The organism is Flavobacterium sp. WC2416, assembly GCF_041200095.1.
Classification (GTDB): domain Bacteria; phylum Bacteroidota; class Bacteroidia; order Flavobacteriales; family Flavobacteriaceae; genus Flavobacterium.
This window is the reverse complement of the sequence record NZ_CP165626.1, coordinates 75,224-96,371: the sequence shown is the minus strand read 5'-3', so window position 1 is coordinate 96,371 and position 21,148 is coordinate 75,224. Positions and strand designations below refer to the sequence as shown.

17 protein-coding genes and 1 riboswitch are annotated in these 21,148 nt (G+C 33.0%); of the genes, 10 read left to right on the top strand and 7 right to left on the bottom strand.

Annotated features, from left to right (window positions below; all coding sequences use genetic code 11):
• Window positions 1-65 precede the first annotated feature (65 nt).
• Entirely contained in the window at window positions 66-362 is a 297-nt protein-coding gene (locus tag AB3G39_RS00405; protein ID WP_369769624.1) for an isoamylase early set domain-containing protein, read from the top strand.
• Between the two features lie 18 nt (window positions 363-380).
• Here the strand turns inward: AB3G39_RS00405 and AB3G39_RS00400 are convergent, their stop codons facing one another.
• The 4 genes from AB3G39_RS00400 to AB3G39_RS00385 form a co-directional block, all read right to left on the bottom strand.
• Window positions 381-1,205 (bottom strand): thymidylate synthase, encoded by an 825-nt coding sequence (locus AB3G39_RS00400; RefSeq protein WP_367756894.1) that lies wholly within the window; start codon window positions 1,203-1,205, stop codon window positions 381-383.
• Window positions 1,206-1,266: 61 nt separating this feature from the next.
• Complete coding sequence (locus AB3G39_RS00395) at window positions 1,267-1,896, bottom strand: bifunctional nuclease domain-containing protein (RefSeq protein ID WP_369769623.1); 630 nt, start codon at window positions 1,894-1,896, stop codon at window positions 1,267-1,269.
• 162 nt (window positions 1,897-2,058) lie between these two features.
• Window positions 2,059-3,027 carry an electron transfer flavoprotein subunit alpha/FixB family protein gene (locus AB3G39_RS00390; RefSeq protein WP_367773308.1) on the bottom strand — a complete coding sequence of 323 codons (969 nt, stop codon included), beginning with the start codon at window positions 3,025-3,027 and terminating at the stop codon, window positions 2,059-2,061.
• 83 nt (window positions 3,028-3,110) lie between these two features.
• A complete protein-coding gene (locus AB3G39_RS00385; protein ID WP_369769622.1) occupies window positions 3,111-3,857 on the bottom strand; it encodes an electron transfer flavoprotein beta subunit/FixA family protein in 747 nt (248 codons plus the stop codon).
• A 265-nt stretch (window positions 3,858-4,122) separates the two neighbouring features.
• Here AB3G39_RS00385 and AB3G39_RS00380 point away from each other — a divergent pair, with 265 nt between their 5' ends.
• The 4 genes from AB3G39_RS00380 to AB3G39_RS00365 all read left to right on the top strand — a co-directional run bounded on the left by AB3G39_RS00380 (window position 4,123) and on the right by AB3G39_RS00365 (window position 11,068).
• The gene (locus tag AB3G39_RS00380; RefSeq protein WP_369769621.1) at window positions 4,123-5,103 is read left to right on the top strand and encodes a pyruvate dehydrogenase complex E1 component subunit beta; all 981 of its coding nucleotides are present in this window, start codon (window positions 4,123-4,125) and stop codon (window positions 5,101-5,103) included.
• A 70-nt stretch (window positions 5,104-5,173) separates the two neighbouring features.
• Window positions 5,174-7,651, top strand: a complete 2,478-nt coding sequence (locus AB3G39_RS00375) for a DUF5686 family protein (RefSeq protein ID WP_369769620.1) — start codon at window positions 5,174-5,176, stop codon at window positions 7,649-7,651.
• A gap of 308 nt (window positions 7,652-7,959) precedes the next feature.
• Window positions 7,960-8,490 carry an inorganic diphosphatase gene (locus tag AB3G39_RS00370; protein WP_367756906.1) on the top strand — a complete coding sequence of 177 codons (531 nt, stop codon included), beginning with the start codon at window positions 7,960-7,962 and terminating at the stop codon, window positions 8,488-8,490.
• A gap of 112 nt (window positions 8,491-8,602) precedes the next feature.
• Complete coding sequence (locus tag AB3G39_RS00365) at window positions 8,603-11,068, top strand: sodium-translocating pyrophosphatase (protein WP_369765758.1); 2,466 nt, start codon at window positions 8,603-8,605, stop codon at window positions 11,066-11,068.
• A 111-nt stretch (window positions 11,069-11,179) separates the two neighbouring features.
• On the opposite strand, the gene AB3G39_RS00360 is transcribed toward AB3G39_RS00365, so the two are convergent.
• The 3 genes from AB3G39_RS00360 to metK all read right to left on the bottom strand — a co-directional run bounded on the left by AB3G39_RS00360 (window position 11,180) and on the right by metK (window position 13,958).
• Complete coding sequence (locus AB3G39_RS00360) at window positions 11,180-11,794, bottom strand: deoxynucleoside kinase (RefSeq protein ID WP_367756910.1); 615 nt, start codon at window positions 11,792-11,794, stop codon at window positions 11,180-11,182.
• Entirely contained in the window at window positions 11,794-12,585 is a 792-nt protein-coding gene (locus AB3G39_RS00355) for a hypothetical protein (protein WP_369765755.1), read from the bottom strand. Before AB3G39_RS00355 ends, AB3G39_RS00360 begins: the two co-directional genes overlap by 1 nt.
• A 122-nt stretch (window positions 12,586-12,707) precedes the next feature.
• Window positions 12,708-13,958, bottom strand: coding sequence for a methionine adenosyltransferase (gene metK / locus AB3G39_RS00350; RefSeq protein ID WP_369765754.1), 1,251 nt, complete (start codon window positions 13,956-13,958; stop codon window positions 12,708-12,710).
• 809 nt (window positions 13,959-14,767) lie between these two features.
• On the opposite strand from metK, the gene AB3G39_RS00345 reads away from it, so the two are divergent.
• The 5 genes from AB3G39_RS00345 (at window position 14,768) to AB3G39_RS00325 (ending at window position 21,104) form a co-directional block, all read left to right on the top strand.
• The gene (locus AB3G39_RS00345) at window positions 14,768-14,974 is read left to right on the top strand and encodes a hypothetical protein (RefSeq protein WP_367773321.1); all 207 of its coding nucleotides are present in this window, start codon (window positions 14,768-14,770) and stop codon (window positions 14,972-14,974) included.
• 175 nt (window positions 14,975-15,149) lie between these two features.
• Window positions 15,150-15,258: riboswitch (SAM riboswitch) on the top strand.
• An 80-nt stretch (window positions 15,259-15,338) separates the two neighbouring features.
• Window positions 15,339-18,725, top strand: coding sequence for a bifunctional aspartate kinase/homoserine dehydrogenase I (gene thrA, locus AB3G39_RS00340; RefSeq protein ID WP_369765753.1), 3,387 nt, complete (start codon window positions 15,339-15,341; stop codon window positions 18,723-18,725).
• A gap of 104 nt (window positions 18,726-18,829) precedes the next feature.
• Window positions 18,830-19,264, top strand: a complete 435-nt coding sequence (locus AB3G39_RS00335; RefSeq protein WP_369753047.1) for an OsmC family protein — start codon at window positions 18,830-18,832, stop codon at window positions 19,262-19,264.
• A gap of 83 nt (window positions 19,265-19,347) precedes the next feature.
• Window positions 19,348-20,520: a PLP-dependent aspartate aminotransferase family protein gene (locus AB3G39_RS00330; RefSeq protein ID WP_369753048.1), complete on the top strand. Its 1,173-nt coding sequence runs from the start codon at window positions 19,348-19,350 to the stop codon at window positions 20,518-20,520.
• A gap of 173 nt (window positions 20,521-20,693) precedes the next feature.
• A complete protein-coding gene (locus AB3G39_RS00325) occupies window positions 20,694-21,104 on the top strand; it encodes an Rrf2 family transcriptional regulator (protein ID WP_367756925.1) in 411 nt (136 codons plus the stop codon).
• Window positions 21,105-21,148: the final 44 nt, after the last annotated feature.

Genomic DNA, 21,148 nt, shown 5'->3' with positions numbered 1-21,148 from the left:
GCCGATTGTTAAAAGTTCAAATGAATTTGTTTTCTTTGTCGCATAATATTAAAAATGAAATAGTTATGTCTGTTAAGAAACAATTTATAAAAACGAAACCAGTTTGTAAAGTTACTTTTTCTGTAGAAGCAAAAGAGGCAAGTAATGCTTCAGTTATTGGAGATTTTAACAATTGGTGTCCAGAAGAAGGTGCATTAAGTAAGTTGAAAAATGGTACTTTTAAAGGAGTCTTTAATGTGGATAAAGGTGCTTCTTATGAGTTTAAATATGTAATTGACGGTGTTTTCGTTAATGATGATGAAGCTGATTCTTTCAAATGGAATGAATTTGCTGGAGCTGAAAATAGTGTTTTAGAGGTGTAGGCTTCTAAAACATTTTTTTTATACAGCAACACTTCCTTTTATTAGAGCGTGTGGTTCGTAGCCTTCTAATGTAAAATCATCATAACCAAATTGGAAGATGTCTTTTATAGCAGGGTTTAAAATCATTTTTGGTAATTGTTTTGGTTCGCGAGACAATTGTAGTTCTAATTGTTCAAAATGATTGTTGTAAATGTGCGCGTCTCCAAAAGTATGGATAAATTCTCCAGCTTCTAAATCGCAAACTTGAGCAATCATCATGGTAAGCAATGCATAGGAAGCTATGTTAAAAGGAACTCCTAGAAATATATCTGCACTTCTTTGATACAATTGGCAAGAAAGTTTGCCGTTTGATACATAAAATTGAAAAAATGCATGGCAGGGAGGAAGTGCGGCCTTATTGTTGGCTACATTTTCGTCAAATGTTTTTGAAGTATCTGGTAGAACAGATGGATTCCATGCTGAAACGATCATTCTTCGGCTATTTGGATTGGTCTTTAGTTCAGTAATTAGATCTTTTATTTGATCTATTTCTTCACTATTCCAATTGCGCCATTGATGCCCATAAACAGGGCCTAAATTACCATTTTCATCAGCCCAAGCATCCCAAATTTTAACACCGTTGTCTTGTAAATATTTTATATTGGTATCTCCTTTTAAGAACCAAAGTAGTTCATAAATGATTGATTTTAAATGTAGCTTTTTTGTAGTAACCATGGGGAACCCTTCACTTAAATCAAAACGCATTTGGTGACCAAATACACTTTTTGTACCAGTTCCAGTTCGGTCTCCTTTTTGACAACCGTTTTCCATTACGTGTTGTACTAAATCTAAATATTGCTTCATTTTTTTATACTTTGTGCTGAAGTTTATTTGCTTTAAATATATAGCCTATTGCTTATCTTAATTACGATTCTCTTTTTGAAATTTCGTCTCTAATTTTTGCTGCTTTTTCATAATCTTCTTGAGCAACAGCTTGTTCTAGTAGTTCACTTAATTCTTGTAGACTGTGTTTAATATAGGCTCTGTTTGATTGACTGCTTTCTTCTTCTTGTCCAAAAGTTTCAGGATTTGAAAGAATGTCATCAATTTCTTGCGAATCTTTGTCAGCTTCTTGTGGGTTTGCTTTTAAGTATATACCCGCCTTGTCAAGAATATTTTTATAAGTATAAATGGGCGCATTAAAACGCAATGCTAAAGCAATAGCATCGGATGTTCTTGCATCAATTATTTCTTCTATTTTGTCTCTTTCGCAAATAATACTCGAATAAAAAACGCCGTCAACTAGTTTGTGTATGATAACTTGTTTCACCACGATATCAAATCTCTCAGCAAAATTTTTAAACAAATCGTGTGTTAATGGACGTGGTGGTTTGATTTCTTTTTCTAGTGCAATTGCTATTGATTGCGCTTCGAAAGCTCCTATTACGATAGGTAACTTTCTCTCACCATCAACTTCATTCAAAATTAAAGCATATGCTCCATTTTGTGTTTGGCTGTATGAAATTCCTTTGATGGATAATTTTACTAAGCTCATAATTGCTGAAATGAATAGTACAAAGTACTTATTTAGAGATTGGGAATTGTTGTTAAATTCAGTGCAATTTTAATAAAAAAAAAGGACACAAAAAAACTGCCTGTTTACAAAGATACAATTATCTTGTTTCAGGCAGCTTATTTATTTAACAATATAGTATTATTAAGAGTGTTGTAATTTGAATGCTTTTAGTTTTTCTATCAATCTGGGTACGATGTCAAATGCGTCTCCTACAACTCCATAATCAGCAACTTTAAAGAAAGGTGCATCTGGGTCGCTATTGATAACAACTTTTACTTTTGAAGAGCTAATTCCTGCAATATGCTGTATAGCTCCAGAAATTCCAATTGCTATATACAGGTTCGTTGCAACTGGTTTACCTGTTTGCCCTACGTGTTCACTGTGAGGTCTCCAACCTAAATCAGAAACTGGTTTTGAACATGCTGTAGCGGCTCCTAGAACTGATGCTAATTCTTCAATCATTCCCCAATTTTCAGGTCCTTTTAATCCGCGACCTGCAGATACTACAATGTCTGCATCTGCAATAGATACTTTTCCAGATACTTTTTCTACTGATTCTACTTTTACACCAAAATCATTTTCTCCAATTGTTGGGTTGAAATCTTCTTCAGTTAATGTGGAAGCATTTTCAAAAATCCCGTAGGAGTTTTTAGCAAGTCCTAATACTTTTACATCCGTTGTGATTTCTGTTGTGTTGAATGCTTTGTTTGAAAAAGCATTTCTTTTTACTTGAAATGGAGCAGTGCTTACTGGAAGTCCAACTACATTTGAAGCATAACCAGCTTCTAAAGCTACTGCTACAAGTGAAGATAAGTAAATGCTGTCAGTTGTTGAAGATAGTAGAACTACTTTAGCATTTTCTTTTTGTGCTGCTTGTTTAATAACATCAGCGTAAGCTTTGGCTGTAAAACCACTCAACTTATCATTGCTAACTTTTAATACTTTGTCCACTCCGTATTTTGCTAATTCTGAAACGTCTCCTGCGTTAACAGTGACAGCTGTCACAGTTGTTCCTAATGTTTCAGCTACTTTTTTTGCATAAGAAGCCAATTCAAAAGCTACTTTTTTGAATTTTCCTTCTGCTGATTCTGCATATATTAATATTGACATGATTTTTTATTTTAAATGTTGAATTATAAATTTTAAATGTATTTGAGAATGTTAATTCACAATTTAAAATTCATAATTTAAAATTATATTACTTTTGCTTCGTTATGTAATAAGTCGATTAACTCATCTAAATTATCTGCAGAAATTAATTTTACTGCTGATTTAGCTGCTGGTTTTTCAAACTTTACTGCCTTTGTGTTTATTGGAGCATCAACAGGTTCTACAACTGCTAAAGCTTTTGATCTCGCGGTCATAATTCCTCTCATGTTTGGAATGCGTAAGTCTTTTTCTTCAACTAATCCTTTTTGACCACCAATAATTAATGGTAAACTAGTTGAGACAGTTTCTTTACCTCCATCAATTTCACGAACTGCTTTTACATTTGTACCATCAACTGTAATATCTGTACATGAATTAAAGAAGTTATAGCCTAAAATTCCTGCAATCATTCCAGGAACCATTCCTCCATTATAATCTAGTGATTCTTTTCCTGCTATAACTAAGTCATAACCTCCAGTTTTGATTACTTCGGCTAGTTGTTTAGCAACAAAAAAACCATCAGTTGGATTGGCGTTGATTCGAATTGCTTCGTTTGCACCAATAGCTAACGCTTTTCTTAACGTAGGCTCCGTCTCTGGACCTCCAACATTGACAACAGTTACTGTAGCTCCTTGTTTTTCTTGGAACCAAATAGCTCTAGTTAAACCAAATTCATCATTTGGATTGATTACATATTGTACGCCATTGGTGTCAAATTCTGAGTCGCCATTGACGAAATTAATTTTCGAAGTAGTATCAGGAACATGGCTGATGCAAACTAATATTTTCATGGTTGTATGTTTTATTTTCTTAATTTCTGTTACAAATTTAAAATAATAATTCGAATAATATACTATGCATGCATAATATTTTCAATTAACTATTACGATTTCGGAACTAGGAAATGAAATGAGTATATATTTGGGTTCTTTATTAATCAGGATGATATAACAAATTACTGAAAATAACATATCATTATTTTGTTGTAATTTTGCATTAAATGATTTTAAATATTTATTTTTGCTTTTCGAAAATTACACTGATACAATATCAAATATGAGAACGATACAATTTAGAGAGGCCATTTGCGAAGCAATGAGCGAAGAAATGCGTCATGATGAGTCTATTTACTTAATGGGTGAAGAAGTTGCTGAATATAATGGTGCTTATAAGGCATCTAAAGGAATGTTAGCCGAATTTGGAGAGAAAAGAGTTATTGATACTCCTATTGCAGAGCTTGGTTTTACAGGGATTGCAGTGGGTTCGGCAATGAATGGTTGTAGACCAATTGTAGAATACATGACTTTCAATTTTTGTTTAGTTGGTATAGATCAAATTATTAATAATGCTGCCAAAATGCGTCAAATGACAGGTGGACAATTCAATGTTCCTATCGTTTTTCGTGGTCCTACAGCTTCTGCTGGACAATTAGGAGCAACACACTCGCAAGCTTTAGAAAATTGGTTTGCTAATACTCCTGGTCTTAAAGTAGTAGTTCCATCTACTGTTTATGATGCAAAAGGATTATTAAAAGCGGCGATTCGTGATAATGACCCAGTTATTTTCATGGAGTCAGAGCAAATGTATGGTGACAAAGGCGAGGTTCCTGAAGGAGAATATACGATTCCACTAGGAGTTGCTGATATTAAACGTGCAGGGACTGATGTAACTATCGTTTCTTTTGGTAAGATTATTAAAGAAGCACATATAGCTGCTGAAGAATTAGCTAAAGAAGGAATTTCTTGTGAAATCGTAGATTTAAGAACGGTTCGTCCGTTAGATTATGAAACAGTTTTAACTTCGGTACGAAAAACAAATAGATTAGTTGTACTTGAAGAAGCTTGGCCTTTTGCAAGTGTTGCTTCTGAGATTACTTATGTAGTTCAAGAACGTGCTTTTGATTTTCTTGATGCACCAATTCAAAGAATTACTACTGCAGATACTCCAGCACCATATTCTCCAGTTTTGTTGAAGGAATGGTTGCCAAACGCTGATAATGTAATTAAAGCGGTTAAAAAAGTGATGTATAAAAAATAATACGTTTACAAATACTATAAAGGCTTCATCATGCGTTAGTGTGATGAAGTTTTTTTTTTAAAGTTGAATTATGAAGAAGAATATACTATTGTTTTTGTTGTTGTTAACAAATGTCATAATAGGGCAAACTAAAGTTAGTGGGATTGTTGTTGATAAATCAAATCAACCAGTTCCTTTTGCAAATGTAATTTTTAAGGATTCTAATACTGGTGTTTTGTCAAATGAAGACGGGCGTTTCTATATCGAGTCTGTTAAAAACTACACCGCCTTAATTGTTACTTCGGTTGGATATTCGGATAAAGAAATTTCGTTGCCAAAATTAATTAACTATGATTTTAAAGTACAAATAAACGAAGCCGAAAGTTTAAAAGAGGTTGTTATTTTTACTGGAAAAACTTCAAAAAAAAACAATCCTGCTCTTGATATTCTTCGAAAAATTTGGGAGAGAAAACGTAAAAATGGTCTTTCTCAATTTGATCAATATCAAATGGAGAAATATGAAAAAGTAGAATTTGACATGAACACAATTGATAGTGCGTTTATGAAGAATAAACTTTTCAAAGGAATGGAGTTTATTTTTAATCACATAGATACTTCAAACGTTACAGGGAAAACGTATCTGCCCATTTTTATAAATGAGTCCTTATATGATGTTTATGGAAATAATAAAATTAATAAGGTTAAAGAGAAAATAAAAGCAAATAAAAACTCTGGATTTAGTAACAACCAACAAATTTTATCATTTGTAAAAGATTTGTATTCTGATTATGATATTTACAATAATCACCTTACTTTTTTTGATAAAAGTTTTACCAGTCCATTGTCTAAAACGGGGATAGATACCTATAATTATATCCTAAGAGATAGCGCGTATATTGATAAAAAATGGTGCTATAATATTTTATTTTATCCGAGACGGAAAAACGAATTGACTTTCAAGGGGGACTTTTGGGTTAGTGATACCACATTTGCAATTAAAAAAATTAATATGGCAGTGACAAAAAGTGCCAATATTAACTGGGTGAAAGATATTTATATCGAACAAGAATTTGAAGTGCAAAACGACTCTATTTTTCTCTTAACTCGAGATTATATGATGTCGGATTTTGCCTTGAATAAAAAAGACGAATCAAAGGGGGTCTATGGTAAGCGAACTACATTGTATCAAAATCATAAATTTAATATAGAAAAACCTACTGCTTTTTATAAAGATGAGGTAAATTATATTGATAATGAAGTTTACAATAAATCAGATGAATTCTGGGAAGAAAACAGGTTTGAAAATCTGAATAAAGATGAAAAAGGGGTTTATAAAATGCTGGATACCTTGCAAACCGTCAAGAAGTTTAAGCAAATTTATAGTTTAGTTCAGGTACTTGGGAGCGGTTATATACCCATAGGTCATTTTGATTATGGTCCAATTTTTTCTTCTTTTGGTTACAATGAAGTAGAAGGAGTGCGTTTGAGAGCAGGAGGAAGGACTTATTTTGGGCCTAATGATGCTTGGAGATTACAAGGGTATACTGCTTATGGTTTTGATGACAATAAATTCAAGTATGGCCTGTCTGGGAAATGGATGGTGGATAAGAAAAAGAGAATCATAATTTCTGGGGGTAATAGAAGAGATATTGAACAAATTGGAGCAAGTTTAACCACAACAAATGATGTTTTGGGTAGAAGTTTTGCTTCGTCATCTGTTTTTTCATCAGGAAGTAATGGTAAATTGACTAATATAAACCTGACAAATGTGGGTGTCGAAATGGAACCCATTAAAAATCTTACGTTCCAAGCTGGTTTTTCATATAGAACATTAGAGTCTGCATCTCCTACTTTTAGTTTGGATTATTTTACAGATGCAACAAATACATCTATTAAAAGTGATGTAAAACAATCCGAAGTTAATTTTCAGGTTGAATATACACCTAATAGGAAAACAATTGGTTATGGAGTAGAACGTTCTAATGTTGATAGTCCATTTAGTCGTTTTTATGTCAATTACAGTCATGGTTTTAAAGGTTTGTTGAATAGTGATTTTAAGTACGAAAAAATTCAATTGTATTATAAGCAACCTATAATTATAGGACCACTAGGTCGTTCAAATGTGATTATGGAAGTGGGTAAAACTTTTGGTACTATTCCACTTGGTTTGATGAGTGTGATTCCAGGAAATCAAACTTATTTTACAATTGAAAATACGTTTAGCAATCTTAATTTTTATGAGTTTGTAACAGATCAATATGCTACATTACAATGGGAACATAACTTTGGAGGACGAATTTTCTCTAGAATTCCATTTATGAGAAAACTCAACTGGAGAGAAATAATAGGGGCAAAAGGTGTTTATGGAACCATTTCAGATGCCAATAGAGCCATTAACGCTTCGGGTTTAAATTATGTAGCTCCAGAAAATGTGTATTGGGAATATAGTGCTGGAATCGGTAATATCTTCAAAGTATTTAGAATCGATTTTGCTTGGAGAGGAAGTTATTTAAATACACCAGATACACAGCGTTTTTCAGTGAAAGGATCTTTTGGTTTCTATTTTTAATTTATGCTGAACTTGTTTCAGTATCTGGAGCTATATCCAGCTATTCGTTTCAATCTTTTCTTTTTTAAAGAAAAAAAGAAAAGGATTTTCACTGCTATCTGGGCTAAAAAAATAGAGTTCAAAGGCGATGGTAATATTCTTTTTAATTGTAACATTATTATTTAAAGAAAACACTTTTGTCCTTTCTCGTTGATAAATTGTAAAGCTTTTGTCTCATTGTGTTTTAAGATAAATAATTCTTGTAATAAATGTGTTTTTACCTTACTTTTGCTCACGCATAGATATAGAATTTAAGACAATATAATAAAATGACTGCAGACAAAATAACAACTTTCGATGTGTTAATCGAAATCCCAAGAGGAAGTAGAAATAAATACGAGTATGATTTCGAAATAAAAAGAATGCGTTTTGATAGAATGTTATTCTCTTCAATGATGTATCCAGCTGATTATGGTTTCATTCCTGAAACTTTAGCTTTAGATGGAGATCCACTTGATGTATTGGTTTTAGTAAATGAACCCACTTTTCCAGGATGTGTAATGGAAGTAAAGCCAATTGGTGTTTTCCACATGGCAGATGATAAAGGACCAGATGAAAAAGTAATTTGCGTACCAGTTTCAGATCCAATTTGGAATTCATTAAATGACTTGTCTGATATGAATCCACACTTACTAAAAGAAATTGAACATTTCTTTCAAGTATACAAAGATCTTGAAAATAAAACAGTTGATGTTGGTGGATGGGGAGATGTAGGTGAAGCGTATGACATCATAAAAAAATGTACAGATCGTTTTAATCAAATCGAAAACAAACCAGAGGGATTATTTAGTATTAAATAATTTTATCCTATAAATTTTACAAAAAAAGCAATATTCTATAAAGAGTATTGCTTTTTTTATTTAAATTCGTTTCCTATACTATTGATTATTAACCAAAAACCAAAACGAATTTATGAATACAATTATGATTTACTTGCCAATAGTAATGGCATTTGTTGGACTTCTGTTTATGTGGGTTAAAAGAGCTTGGGTGTTAAAACAAGATCCTGGAGATGGAAAAATGAAAGAGATTTCAGATCACATCTACGAAGGAGCATTAGCATTTCTTAAAGCAGAATATAGGTTATTAACATTTTTCGTAATAGGAGCAAGTATTGCATTGGCAGGGGTTTCTTATTTCGTGCCGACTACAAATATATTAATCGTGGTAGCTTTTGTTTTTGGAGCGTTTTTTTCTGCCCTCGCGGGGAATATGGGAATGAAAATAGCAACTAAAACAAATGTAAGAACAACACAAGCTGCTCGTACCAGTTTGCCACAAGCTTTAAAAGTTTCTTTTGGTGGTGGGACTGTAATGGGATTAGGTGTAGCGGGGTTGGCCGTTTTAGGGTTAACTTCTTTCTTTATTTTCTTTTTTCATTACTTCATGAATGGGGTTTGGACTTCTAATGAAGACATGACAATTGTTCTAGAGACATTGGCAGGGTTCTCACTTGGTGCTGAATCTATCGCTTTGTTTGCTCGTGTAGGAGGTGGTATTTATACTAAAGCAGCCGATGTTGGCGCTGATTTAGTAGGTAAAGTAGAAGCAGGTATTCCTGAAGATGATCCTCGTAATCCAGCAACTATTGCTGATAATGTGGGCGATAATGTGGGTGATGTAGCAGGTATGGGGGCCGATTTATTTGGTTCTTACGTAGCTACCGTTTTAGCGGCTATGGTACTAGGTAATTATGTTATCAAAGATATGGGTGGGAAGATCGAGGATGTCTTTGGAGGAATCGGTCCTATATTATTACCAATGGCTATTGCTGGATTTGGGATATTATTTTCTATCATAGGAACGATGTTAGTTAAAATTACGGATGAAAATGCTAAAGAACCACAAGTTCAAAAAGCGTTAAACATTGGAAATTGGGTTTCCATTGGTTTAACAACTATAGCTTGTTATTTTTTAGTTCAATATATGCTACCTGCAACAATGAAAATGGAATTTTTTGGAGAAGGAATACAAGATATTTCGTCAATGAGAGTATTCTACGCTACCATTGTAGGTCTAGTAGTTGGTGCAACTATTTCATCAGTAACGGAGTATTATACAGGATTGGGAACAAAACCAGTAATGGCAATTGTACAAAAATCAAGTACTGGAGCTGGAACTAATGTAATTGCTGGTTTAGCAACTGGAATGATTTCTACTTTTCCAACTGTTTTGTTATTTGCCGCTGCAATTTGGTCTTCTTATGCTTTTGCAGGTTTTTATGGTGTGGCATTAGCCGCTTCAGCTATGATGGCAACTACAGCAATGCAATTAGCAATTGATGCTTTCGGACCTATTTCTGACAATGCAGGTGGAATTGCAGAAATGAGTGAATTACCAAAAGAAGTTCGTACAAGAACTGATATTCTTGATTCTGTTGGAAATACTACCGCAGCTACAGGGAAAGGGTTTGCAATCGCTTCGGCAGCTTTAACTTCACTGGCTTTATTTGCTGCTTACGTAACTTTTACAGGGATTGATGGAATTAATATTTTTAAAGCACCTGTTTTAGCCATGCTATTTGTGGGTGGAATGATACCTGTTGTTTTCTCTGCATTAGCGATGAATTCAGTAGGGAAAGCTGCTATGGATATGGTATACGAAGTGCGTCGTCAGTTTAAAGAGATTCCGGGAATTATGGAAGGAACTGGTAAACCTGAATATGCAAAATGTGTTGATATTTCTACAAAAGCTGCATTACGTGAAATGATGTTGCCAGGAATATTGACAATTGGTTTTCCGATTGCAATTGTAATACTTGGTAAAATAGTTTATGGAGATAATAACCAATTGATTGCGGAGATGCTTGGAGGTTATATGGCTGGAGTAACTGTTTCTGGTGTACTTTGGGCTGTTTTTCAAAATAATGCAGGTGGCGCTTGGGATAACGCTAAGAAGTCTTTTGAGGCAGGAGTTATGATTAATGGAGAAATGACGTATAAAGGATCTGAAGCGCATAAAGCTGCAGTCACTGGAGATACTGTTGGAGATCCATTTAAAGATACATCAGGACCATCAATGAACATTTTAATTAAACTTACTTGTCTAATAGGATTAGTAATGGCGCCGATTTTAGGTAATGGCAGTCATACTATTTCTGACACTAAGGCTTCTTGTTGTATGACAACTGGGGCATGTACTTCAATGTCTAAAGAAGAATGTATTGCTAAAGGATGTACTAATCCATCTTGTGAACACATGATGTCAGGAAATAAAATGATGCATGAAGAAGTATCTAAACAAATAATGATCGAAAAATCAAGCGTAAACGGAACAGTTGTAGGAACAGTGACTACAACTGTTAATGGAAAAGTTGATACTCAAGTTTTTGAAGGGACTGACACTGAAGTTCAAGCGAAAATTGATGCTTTGAAATAAGTACTCTTATTAATTAAATAAAAAATGCCTTGCAATTGCAGGGCATTTTTTATTTAATAATTTCATCTAATTTTAGCTGTCTTTTTTATTGGGGGAAACCGAAAATTAGAACTAAAATAATCCGTTTATTTCAGTATCTATACGGTGTATGATTCCTCCTAAATCTTCTGGATTATCTACAAAATTGATGTTATCAACATCTATAATAAGTAATTTTCCTCTATCATAAGTATGAATCCATGCTTCATAGCGTTCGTTCAAACGACTCAAATAATCAATAGAAATTGTAGATTCGTACTCACGACCCCGTTTATGTATTTGGCCCACTAAGTTAGGAATGGAACTTCTTAAATAAATCAATAAATCGGGTGCTTTAACTGTTGATTCCATTAATTCAAAGAGAGAACTGTAATTCTGGAAATCACGATTTGTCATCAATCCCATAGAATAAAGATTGGGAGCAAAGATGTGAGCATCTTCATAAATGGTTCTATCTTGAATTATTTTTTTACCACTTTCACGAATTTGCATTACTTGACGAAAACGACTATTCAAGAAATAAATTTGTAAATTAAACGACCAACGTTCCATTTGATGATAGAAATCATCCAAGTAAGGATTGTCGACAACATCTTCAAAATGGGGTTCCCACTTAAAATGTTTTGCTAATAAACGTGTTAAAGTTGTTTTTCCTGATCCAATGTTTCCTGCTACTGCTATGTGCATTATGGTATTGTGATTTTATAATTTGTAATTCCCTCTGATGTAAAAATAGATAAAATTTGGTCTTTGTAGCTGAAATTTTTAAAGGTTTTTTCTAAAATTTCAATTTCATATTTTTCATTTTTGTCAATATCTTCAATACTAAGGATTGAATTCTTAGAAATGAGGTATTGATTTTCGGTGATGATTTTTATTTGATCAAAATCAATGGTTTTTATCTTTGTAGTTATTTTGCCAAAACGGTCACATGAATACCAATTATTTTTTTTATCGACCCAATAAAATGTTGTAAGATTGGATTGGTAGTATTTTATACTTTCAGGAAACGAAGTTGAGATAGATTTATATTCGTTTTTTAAATAATCATATAAACCTATTTGCTGATTCAAACTATTGTACATCCACAATTGGTTTTGGGAAGCTATTCCTACTGCATTTGCAACTATTGGAGTTGGGTTTTCTGAAAAGTTTATTTTTTGAATTTCATTCAATTGATTGTCTAAAATGATAACTGAATTGAAGTTTTCGTAGAATAAAATAATTTTCAAAGGATTTTGAATGTCCACTTTTGTGATTTTGCCTAAAGCAATATTTTTATAGTCTAACGATTCACCGTCTTTAGTTTTGGTGAACACATTATTTTTAATGGTGTAATGAAAACCAAATTGGTCATAACCTATAAATTCATCAGCATCGATTGCAATGTAATTTAACTTTGAAGCAAATAGCATTTTGTTCTGTCCAAAAACAGTAGCGATCGAGCTAAAAAAAAATAATACAATCAAGTTTTTCATAATGCAGGCAAATTACAAAAAAAGCATTATACTATTTTTTTTATTTTATAAGAATATAACTGGTGCAAAATGAAAAACCCAGCTTAAGAGCTGGGTTTTTTGTATAACTGAATTTAAATTAATTACAATCCAAAAGCCGTTTTAACTTGGTCAACAAAGTCTAATTTTTCCCATGTGAACAACTCAACTTCAACAGTTTTTGTTAATCCTCCTGGAGCAGAAAAAGTTTTCGTTACCGTTTCAGGTGTACGTCCCATATGTCCGTAAGCAGCTGTTTCACTGTAGATAGGGTTTCTTAATTTTAAGCGTTGTTCAATAAAGTAAGGACGCATATCAAAGATTGCTTCTACTTTTTTAGCAATTTCACCGTCAGTCAAGTTCAATTTTGATGTTCCGTAGGTCTCAATAAAGATTCCCATAGGTTTAGCAACACCAATAGCGTACGATACTTGTACTAAAATTTCACTAGCAACACCAGCAGCAACCAAGTTTTTAGCGATATGACGAGTTGCATAAGCAGCACTTCTATCTACTTTACTAGGGTCTTTACCTGAGAATGCACCTCCACCATGAGCACCTTTTCCACCGTAAGTATCCACAATGATTTTTCTACCAGTCAAACCAGTATCTCCATGAGGTCCACCTATTACAAATTTACCTGTTGGGTTAATGTGATAGTGAATCGCATCGTTAAATAAATGAGCGCTTTTTGGGTTTTTTGCAATGATTCTAGGAATCAAGATTTCCACAATGTCTTTCTTGATTTTAGCAAGCATAATCGCTTCTTCGTCAAAATCATCATGTTGAGTTGATATAACAATCGCGTCAATACGAGTTGGGATGTTATCATCACTATATTCAAGTGTTACTTGAGATTTAGCGTCAGGACGTAAATAAGTGATTGCTGTATTTTCACGTCTTAATAGCGCTAATTCTTGTAATAATTTATGAGATAAATCAAGTGCCAATGGCATATAATTCTCTGTTTCGTTTGTAGCGTAACCAAACATCATTCCTTGATCTCCAGCACCTTGCTCTTCAGGGCTTGAACGGTCAACACCTTGATTAATATCTGCAGATTGTTCGTGAATTGCCGAAAGAATACCACAAGAATTGGCTTCAAACATATACTCGCTTTTTGTGTAACCAATTTTTCGAATTACATCACGAGCAATTTGTTGTACATCTAGATAGGTATTAGATTTTACTTCACCTGCTAAAATTACTTGACCAGTAGTCACTAAAGTTTCACAAGCTACTTTTGAATCAGCGTCAAATGCTAAAAAGTTATCAATTAATGCGTCTGAAATTTGATCTGCAATTTTGTCTGGATGTCCTTCGCTCACAGATTCTGACGTAAATAAATAAGCCATAATAATTTTTATTTTAAAATTAAGCGAGGAAAAATAATTGCAAATATCGAGCTAAAGGAGAGTTTCTGCTTTAGCATTTTTTCTACTGAAAAATTTTCAGTATTCATAATGAATTCGTTTCATTATGAAGAGGTTGCAATCAGTTCAAATTTTTCCTCTTGTATTTGGGTGCAAATGTATGAAACCATTTTGAATTGCAAATTAAACTTAACTATTTTTTAAATTAAAAATCAAATTAAATAGTACAACTGGTTTGAGGTCGTGATTTTTAAAAAAGTAACAGGAGTGCCAGTTTAAAACGAAAAAGTAATTGATTTCATAACATTATCAGTGTTATTTGTTAATAGTATCTCTGTTTTTCATTTTAAAGATGAAAATATCGTTAAATAGTTGTGAATTATTTGGAAGATACAGAATTAAATAAGATATTTGTTTCAGTAAAAAATACCAAAGATGAATTTTAATATTTGTAAACAATTTGTAGTCCTATCGAAGAAATTCGGGAGCTAGTTATTGCTTTAAATTATATATAATATAATATAGCAAAAGCCTCCCAAGACAATTGGGAGGCTTTTTTAATTTATACAAATAGTACGATTCATAAAAATAAATAAATGAAAATATTTTCAAATAAAAAGATTCAGATAGTTGTCGCAATGTTTTGCGATAAGGTCTGTTGATTCCAAAAGTATAAGTTTTATATAACTTGAATCCTTTTGGTATTTTGTCCAAAAGGATTTTTTTTATTCTGGTATCTAAATTTTTTTAAAATAATAAAGAGAAAACAAACTAACTTAAATATAATTATCATGAGTACAACTAACAAATTTTCAAGAACATTGGGGTTTCTAAGGAATTTAAGAGGCAAAAAAAATACGGACAACGGACTAGTTGTTGATGAATTAGTGAATCCAAGATTGGGAATGGAAATACCAGACTCAAAAAAATCTAAAAAAGCAGTCAATTCATTACAACTTTTAATGTATTCAAAAGAAAATGATACACTTTTCATTTAATTGGAAGTTGTTCAACATCCCTTTTGTACGCGAGTAATTTCTGAATAGTTATATTCAGCGATGCCTTGCGTTTTTTTGTTAAATATATTTTTAGCTAAAAATCAGAATGTTTAAAATTTGTTTGTTTAAAAAATTAGTAGTTAATTTGCATCATTAAGTTCACAAACGTATTGAAATGTTATAAAGAAAGGACGAGGGATTAGACCCGATGAAGCCTTAGCAACCCTTTGAGAAATCGAAGAAGGTGCTGCATTCTACCACTCCCAAAAGTGGAAAGATAACAACAAGAAATTCTCTAGTAATTCCCTAGTTTTTTCTTTCTAATATTTCCAAATACAAATCAAAATCAATAAAAGATTTGACATTGGAAAATAAACCAACACATATTACCTTACAAAATTTCACCACCCATAATGGTGCATTATACGCTAGCCTCAACTTAAGTTATCAAGTTTTTGGTGCTCCGCTGCATACAGCTCCCATTATTTTAATAAACCATGCCTTGACCGGAAATTCACAAGTTATTGGTGAATCAGGTTGGTGGAATGATATCGTGGGTGTCGATAAAACAATTGATACTAGAAAATATACTATTGTCTCTTTTGATGTACCAGGTAACGGATTCAATTCGGCTACCATAGAGAATTACAGAGATTTTATCGCCAGAGATATTGCTAGGATTTTCATCGAAGGACTTCGGTTTTTGAAAATTGATAGTTTATTTGCTCTCATTGGCGGTTCTGTGGGTGGTGGAATTGCTTGGGAAATTTTAGCTTTGGAACCTAAATTGGCACAAAACTTTATTCCTATTGCTACTGATTGGAAAGCGACAGACTGGTTGATTGCTAATTGTTATTTGCAAGAGCAAATCCTTAATAATTCTAAAAAACCAATTGAAGACGCGCGTATTCACGCCATGTTGTGCTACCGAACACCTGAATCTTTCAAAGAAAAATTTAATAGGGATATCAATGTGCAACTCGAAACATTTCAAGTAGAAAGTTGGTTGAATTACCACGGAGAAAAACTAGAAAAAAGGTTTCAACTATCTGCTTATAAAATGATGAATCAATTGTTGAAAACGATTGATATTACTCGGAATCATGAGTCTTTAGAATCGATTATTTCAAAAGTAGATGCCAATATATACATTGTAGGAATCAATTCGGATTTGTTTTTTACAGCAAAAGAAAATCGAGAAACCTATAATGAAATTAAAAAATTTAAAAATAATGTATTCTATAGTGAGATTGACTCACAACACGGGCACGATGCCTTCTTGATGGAATACGAACAATTAGACAATTTATTAGAAGTTGTTTTTAAAAATAAAAAGCAGATGAAAATAGTAAAATTTGGTGGAAAATCTTTGGCTAACGGCGAAGGAATCAATACAGTTTTGGATATTATTGAAAGTAAAGTAAAGCAAGAAGAAAAAATTGCTGTTGTAGTTTCGGCACGTGGCAAAGCAACAGATGAGCTTGATGATATTTTAACCATCGCTGCCAAAAACGGAAACTATAAGCCTTTACTAGAAAGTTTTAAAACCTATCAAAAAGACGGTTTTGACGCAGTAGATTTCTCGGCTGAATTTGATAAACTAGACAAACTATTTGAAGGGGTAAGTTTAATTGGCGATTATAGCCCTAAAATCAAAGACCAAGTTTTAGCGCAAGGTGAAGTGCTTTCGGCAAAATTACTTGTGTTTTTATTGAATCAAAAAAACATTTCTGCAAAGCTGGCTGATACAAGAGAGTTGATTGTAACCGACTCTAATTTTGGTGATGCACAACCATTAGACGCTCTTTCTAAAAAGAATATTATCCAAGTTTTTAAAGAAAATAAAGATTTCGTTCTAGTACTTACTGGTTTTATTGGTTCTAATGGGAAACAAGAAACAACCACTTTGGGTAGAAACGGAAGTAATTATACTGCTTCATTAATCGCTAATTATATTAATGCCGAGGAATTACAAAATTTCACGCATGTTGATGGGATTTATACTGCTAATCCAGAATTGGTTTTAGACGCAAAGAAGATTGAATCGTTGTCGTATAACGAAGCGAATGAAATGGCTAATTTTGGCGCGAACATTTTACATGCGAAAACAATTATTCCGTTATTAGAAAAAAATATTCCACTTCGAATTCTGAATACGTTTAATCATGAAAATAAAGGAACGTTAATTACTTCTAACTCTAATGCTGCAGGAATTAAAACATTGTCTGTTTTAGAAAATGTGTCTTTGGTAAATTTAGAAGGAAGAGGATTACTAGGAAAAACGGGTGTTGATGCGCGTATTTTTAGAGTGATGGGTGATAATGATATTAGTGTAAGTATTATTTCGCAAGGTTCTTCTGAAAGAGGAATTGGTCTTGTGGTTGCTGCTGATAAAGCGACAAAAGCCATGATCGAATTAGAAAAAGAATTCGAAAATGATTTTTATTCTAAGGATGTCAATAAAATCACGGTGACTGATAATGTATCGGTTATTTCGATTATTGGTCAGGATCTAAGTACGTTTCACAAGCCTTATACGGCTTTGATAAAAAATAAAATTGTTCCTATTTTATTCAACAATACTGTTACAGGTAAGAATGTCAGTTTAGTGGTTAAAAAATCAGAACTAAACAAAGCATTGAACGTAATTCATGGAGAGATTTTTGGAGTGGCCAAGAAAATCAATATTGCCATTTTTGGTCATGGATTAGTAGGGGGAACTTTGATAAATCAAATTTTAGAATCGGCCAAAGCCATCGAAAAAAGAAAAGACGTTAAGCTAAATGTGTTTGCTATTGCTAATTCTAGAAATGTCCTTTTGAATAAAAATGGAGTTTCGGCTAACTGGAAAAATGAAATTCAAACTAACGGTGCTTCATATACGATTGATGATGTAATTGCTTACGCAAATGAGCACCATCTAGAGAATTTGATTGCCGTTGATAATACAGCTAGTGCAACGTTTGTAGAGAACTATATTCCGCTTGCCGAAAATAGTTTTGATTTAATCTCTTCCAATAAAGTGGCCAATACCTTGAGTTATGGTTTTTATAAAGAACTGAGAAAAGTATTGGCTGATAATCAAAAGAATTATTTGTATGAAACCAATGTTGGTGCAGGTTTACCGTTAATTGACACGATAAAATTATTGCATCTTTCGGGTGAAAATATTACTAAAATAAAAGGAGTTTTCTCAGGAACATTGAGTTATTTATTCAATAATTTCTCGGCTAAGGATGTTCCTTTTAGCGAAATATTGAAAGAGGCTATTGATAATGGATATACTGAACCAGACCCAAGAGAGGATTTGTGTGGGAATGACGTAGGAAGGAAATTGTTGATTTTGGCAAGAGAATTGGACTTACAAAATGAATTTGAAGAAATTGATATTCAGAATTTAATTCCAGAGCATTTACGTGAAGGAAGTGCCGCTGATTTCTTGACTAAACTGAAAGAATTTGATCCTATTTACGATAAAATAAAAAGCGATCAAAAACCAAATCACGTTTTGAGATACATTGGAGAATTATCAGGAGATTTGCAACATGACAAAGGGATTTTGGAAGTAAAATTAGTTTCCGTACCTTCGGATACCGCTTTGGGAGGCTTGAAAGGTTCTGATTCTTTCTTCGAAATTTATACAGAATCCTACGGAGATCGACCAATTGTAATTCAAGGAGCAGGAGCCGGTTCAGCAGTTACTGCTAGAGGAGTTTTTGGAGATATATTAAGACTATCGGATAAAGGGTAATGATTTAAGATTGTAGAGTAACTATTTTTGATTTCAGATTTAAAAAAATAATAAAATCCGCGTTTGCAAATCCGTTTCATCCGCGTTCAAATAAATGCATAACTATGAAAATCACATTAAATAGAGTAAATGACAATTTCCATTTCGAATTAAAAAACGAACGTGGGCATATTGTAAACGTAGATAGCCGTCCAGAATTTGGTGGCGATGATCAAGGACCAAGTCCGATGGAATTAGTATTAATGGGAGTTGCAGGATGTAGCGCCATCGATATGATTTCGATTCTAAAAAAACAAAGACAAGAAATTACTTCTTTCAAAGCTGAGGTTGAGGGAGAGCGCGTGCAAGTAGGAGAAGCAAAACCTTTTAAAGATATTCACTTGGTTTTTTACTTAGAAGGAAACATAAAAGAAGATAAAGCAGCCAAGGCAGCACAATTGTCTTTCGATAAATATTGTTCCGTTTCTAAGACATTAGAACCTACAGCAACAATTCACTATAAAGTGGTATTGAATGATATCGAATTAGCTAAAATTTAAAAATAAAAATTATTCGTTTATAGATGGAGTGTTGTAATACTAGTTTCCAGCAACTTTAAACTTTAAACTTTAAACAAAAGATAATGAGCGAACAAGAATACGGTTTTGAAACACAAGCCATACGTAACCAATTAGAAAGAACACAATATTTAGAACATTCAGTTCCTTTGTACTTAACATCAAGTTTTGTATTTGAAGATGCCGAAGACATGCGTGCTTCTTTTGCTGAAGAGAAAGATAGAAATATTTATAGCCGTTACAGCAATCCCAATACTAACGAATTCATAAACAAAGTTTGTAAAATGGAAGGTGCTGAAGCGGGATTTGCTTTTGCATCTGGTATGGCAGCGGTTTATTCTACTTTTGCAGCTTTGTTGCAATCAGGGGATCATATTGTGTCTTCTAGTAGTGTTTTTGGAGCGACACATTCATTGTTTGTAAATTATTTTCCAAAGTGGAATATTGAAACAACGTATTTTGATATCAATAAACCTGAAACAATTGAGAGTTGTATAAACCCTAATACGAAGATTCTTTTTGCTGAATCACCAACTAATCCCGCAGTTGATATTATAGATTTGGAACTGTTAGGGGCTATTGCTAAAAAGCACAATTTGATTTTGATTATTGATAACTGTTTTGCAACTCCATATATTCAGCAACCTATAAAATGGGGAGCACATTTAGTAGTGCATTCTGCAACTAAATTAATGGACGGACAAGGTAGAGTTTTAGGTGGAGTAACAGTTGGTGATGCCGAATTGATTCAAAAAATCTATTTATTTTCACGACTTACCGGTCCTTCGTTATCACCATTTAATGCTTGGGTATTATCAAAAAGTTTAGAAACATTGGCGATTCGTTTAGATAGACATTGCGAAAACGCATTGAAAGTAGCAGAGTTTTTAGAACAGCATCCTAATATAAATAGAGTAAAATATCCATTTTTAAAATCGCATCCACAATATGAAATTGCTCAAAAACAGATGAAGTTGGGTGGAAACATTGTGGCTTTTGAAATAAAAGGCGGACTAGAAGCAGGACGAGCGTTTTTGGATAAAATAAAACTATGTTCGCTTTCGCCAAATTTAGGAGATACAAGAACAATCGTGACGCATCCGGCATCAACAACGCATACCAAATTATCTGTTGAGGAAAGATTAGCAGTAAGTATTACTGATGGATTAGTGCGTGTTTCAGTAGGATTAGAAACCGTAGCCGATGTTATTGCCGATTTAGAGCAAGCACTTTCGTAACGATTATTGAATGTAGAGTAACGATTTTTGATTTCAGATTTTCTGTAAATCAAAAATCGTTTTTTTTATGTGATTTGTATTAAAAATAACATATTTTTGTTTTTATTCAAGTGTTAACTGATTATTTAAATCAAAAATCGCTATTCTTCACTAAAGAATCAAAACTCTTTAACATGCTTTCAAAGAAAACAAAATACGGAATTAAAGCTTTGACTTTTTTGGCCCGCCAAGAAGATCAAACTCCTGTTGCTATTGCTGATATTGCAAAAAGTGAAAACATTTCGATAAAATTTTTAGAAAGTATTTTGTTGCTTTTGCGTCATTCAGGTTTTTTGGGTGCCAAAAAAGGAAAAGGGGGCGGTTATTATTTAATCAAAGATCCGAAAGAGATCAATATGGCTAAAGTGTACCGTATTCTCGAAGGGCCAATCGCTTTATTGCCTTGTGCTAGTCATAATTTTTATGAAAAATGTGATGACTGTACTGATGAAGCTGCTTGTGCAGTGCGTAAATTAATGACAGAAGTGAGGGATAATACACTGAAGATACTCGAAAACAATTCCTTGGCTGACATTGCTTTTTAAGTAATATACAATCAAAAAAAGACCATTTCATTGTGTTCAAGCAA

What these genes read in the sequence shown, in the direction of transcription:
- AB3G39_RS00355 (WP_369765755.1), bottom strand. Translation starts at nt 12,585, where the DNA reads ATGAAAAACTTGATTGTATTATTTTTTTTTAGCTCGATCGCTACTGTT.
- AB3G39_RS00370 (WP_367756906.1), top strand. Translation starts at nt 7,960, where the DNA reads ATGACTGCAGACAAAATAACAACTTTCGATGTGTTAATCGAAATCCCA.
- AB3G39_RS00405 (WP_369769624.1), top strand. Translation starts at nt 66, where the DNA reads ATGTCTGTTAAGAAACAATTTATAAAAACGAAACCAGTTTGTAAAGTT.
- AB3G39_RS00390 (WP_367773308.1), bottom strand. Translation starts at nt 3,027, where the DNA reads ATGTCAATATTAATATATGCAGAATCAGCAGAAGGAAAATTCAAAAAA.
- AB3G39_RS00375 (WP_369769620.1), top strand. Translation starts at nt 5,174, where the DNA reads ATGAAGAAGAATATACTATTGTTTTTGTTGTTGTTAACAAATGTCATA.
- AB3G39_RS00345 (WP_367773321.1), top strand. Translation starts at nt 14,768, where the DNA reads ATGAGTACAACTAACAAATTTTCAAGAACATTGGGGTTTCTAAGGAAT.
- AB3G39_RS00385 (WP_369769622.1), bottom strand. Translation starts at nt 3,857, where the DNA reads ATGAAAATATTAGTTTGCATCAGCCATGTTCCTGATACTACTTCGAAA.
- AB3G39_RS00330 (WP_369753048.1), top strand. Translation starts at nt 19,348, where the DNA reads ATGAGCGAACAAGAATACGGTTTTGAAACACAAGCCATACGTAACCAA.
- AB3G39_RS00325 (WP_367756925.1), top strand. Translation starts at nt 20,694, where the DNA reads ATGCTTTCAAAGAAAACAAAATACGGAATTAAAGCTTTGACTTTTTTG.
- metK (WP_369765754.1), bottom strand. Translation starts at nt 13,958, where the DNA reads ATGGCTTATTTATTTACGTCAGAATCTGTGAGCGAAGGACATCCAGAC.
- AB3G39_RS00400 (WP_367756894.1), bottom strand. Translation starts at nt 1,205, where the DNA reads ATGAAGCAATATTTAGATTTAGTACAACACGTAATGGAAAACGGTTGT.
- AB3G39_RS00335 (WP_369753047.1), top strand. Translation starts at nt 18,830, where the DNA reads ATGAAAATCACATTAAATAGAGTAAATGACAATTTCCATTTCGAATTA.
- AB3G39_RS00360 (WP_367756910.1), bottom strand. Translation starts at nt 11,794, where the DNA reads ATGCACATAGCAGTAGCAGGAAACATTGGATCAGGAAAAACAACTTTA.
- AB3G39_RS00365 (WP_369765758.1), top strand. Translation starts at nt 8,603, where the DNA reads ATGAATACAATTATGATTTACTTGCCAATAGTAATGGCATTTGTTGGA.
- AB3G39_RS00395 (WP_369769623.1), bottom strand. Translation starts at nt 1,896, where the DNA reads ATGAGCTTAGTAAAATTATCCATCAAAGGAATTTCATACAGCCAAACA.
- AB3G39_RS00380 (WP_369769621.1), top strand. Translation starts at nt 4,123, where the DNA reads ATGAGAACGATACAATTTAGAGAGGCCATTTGCGAAGCAATGAGCGAA.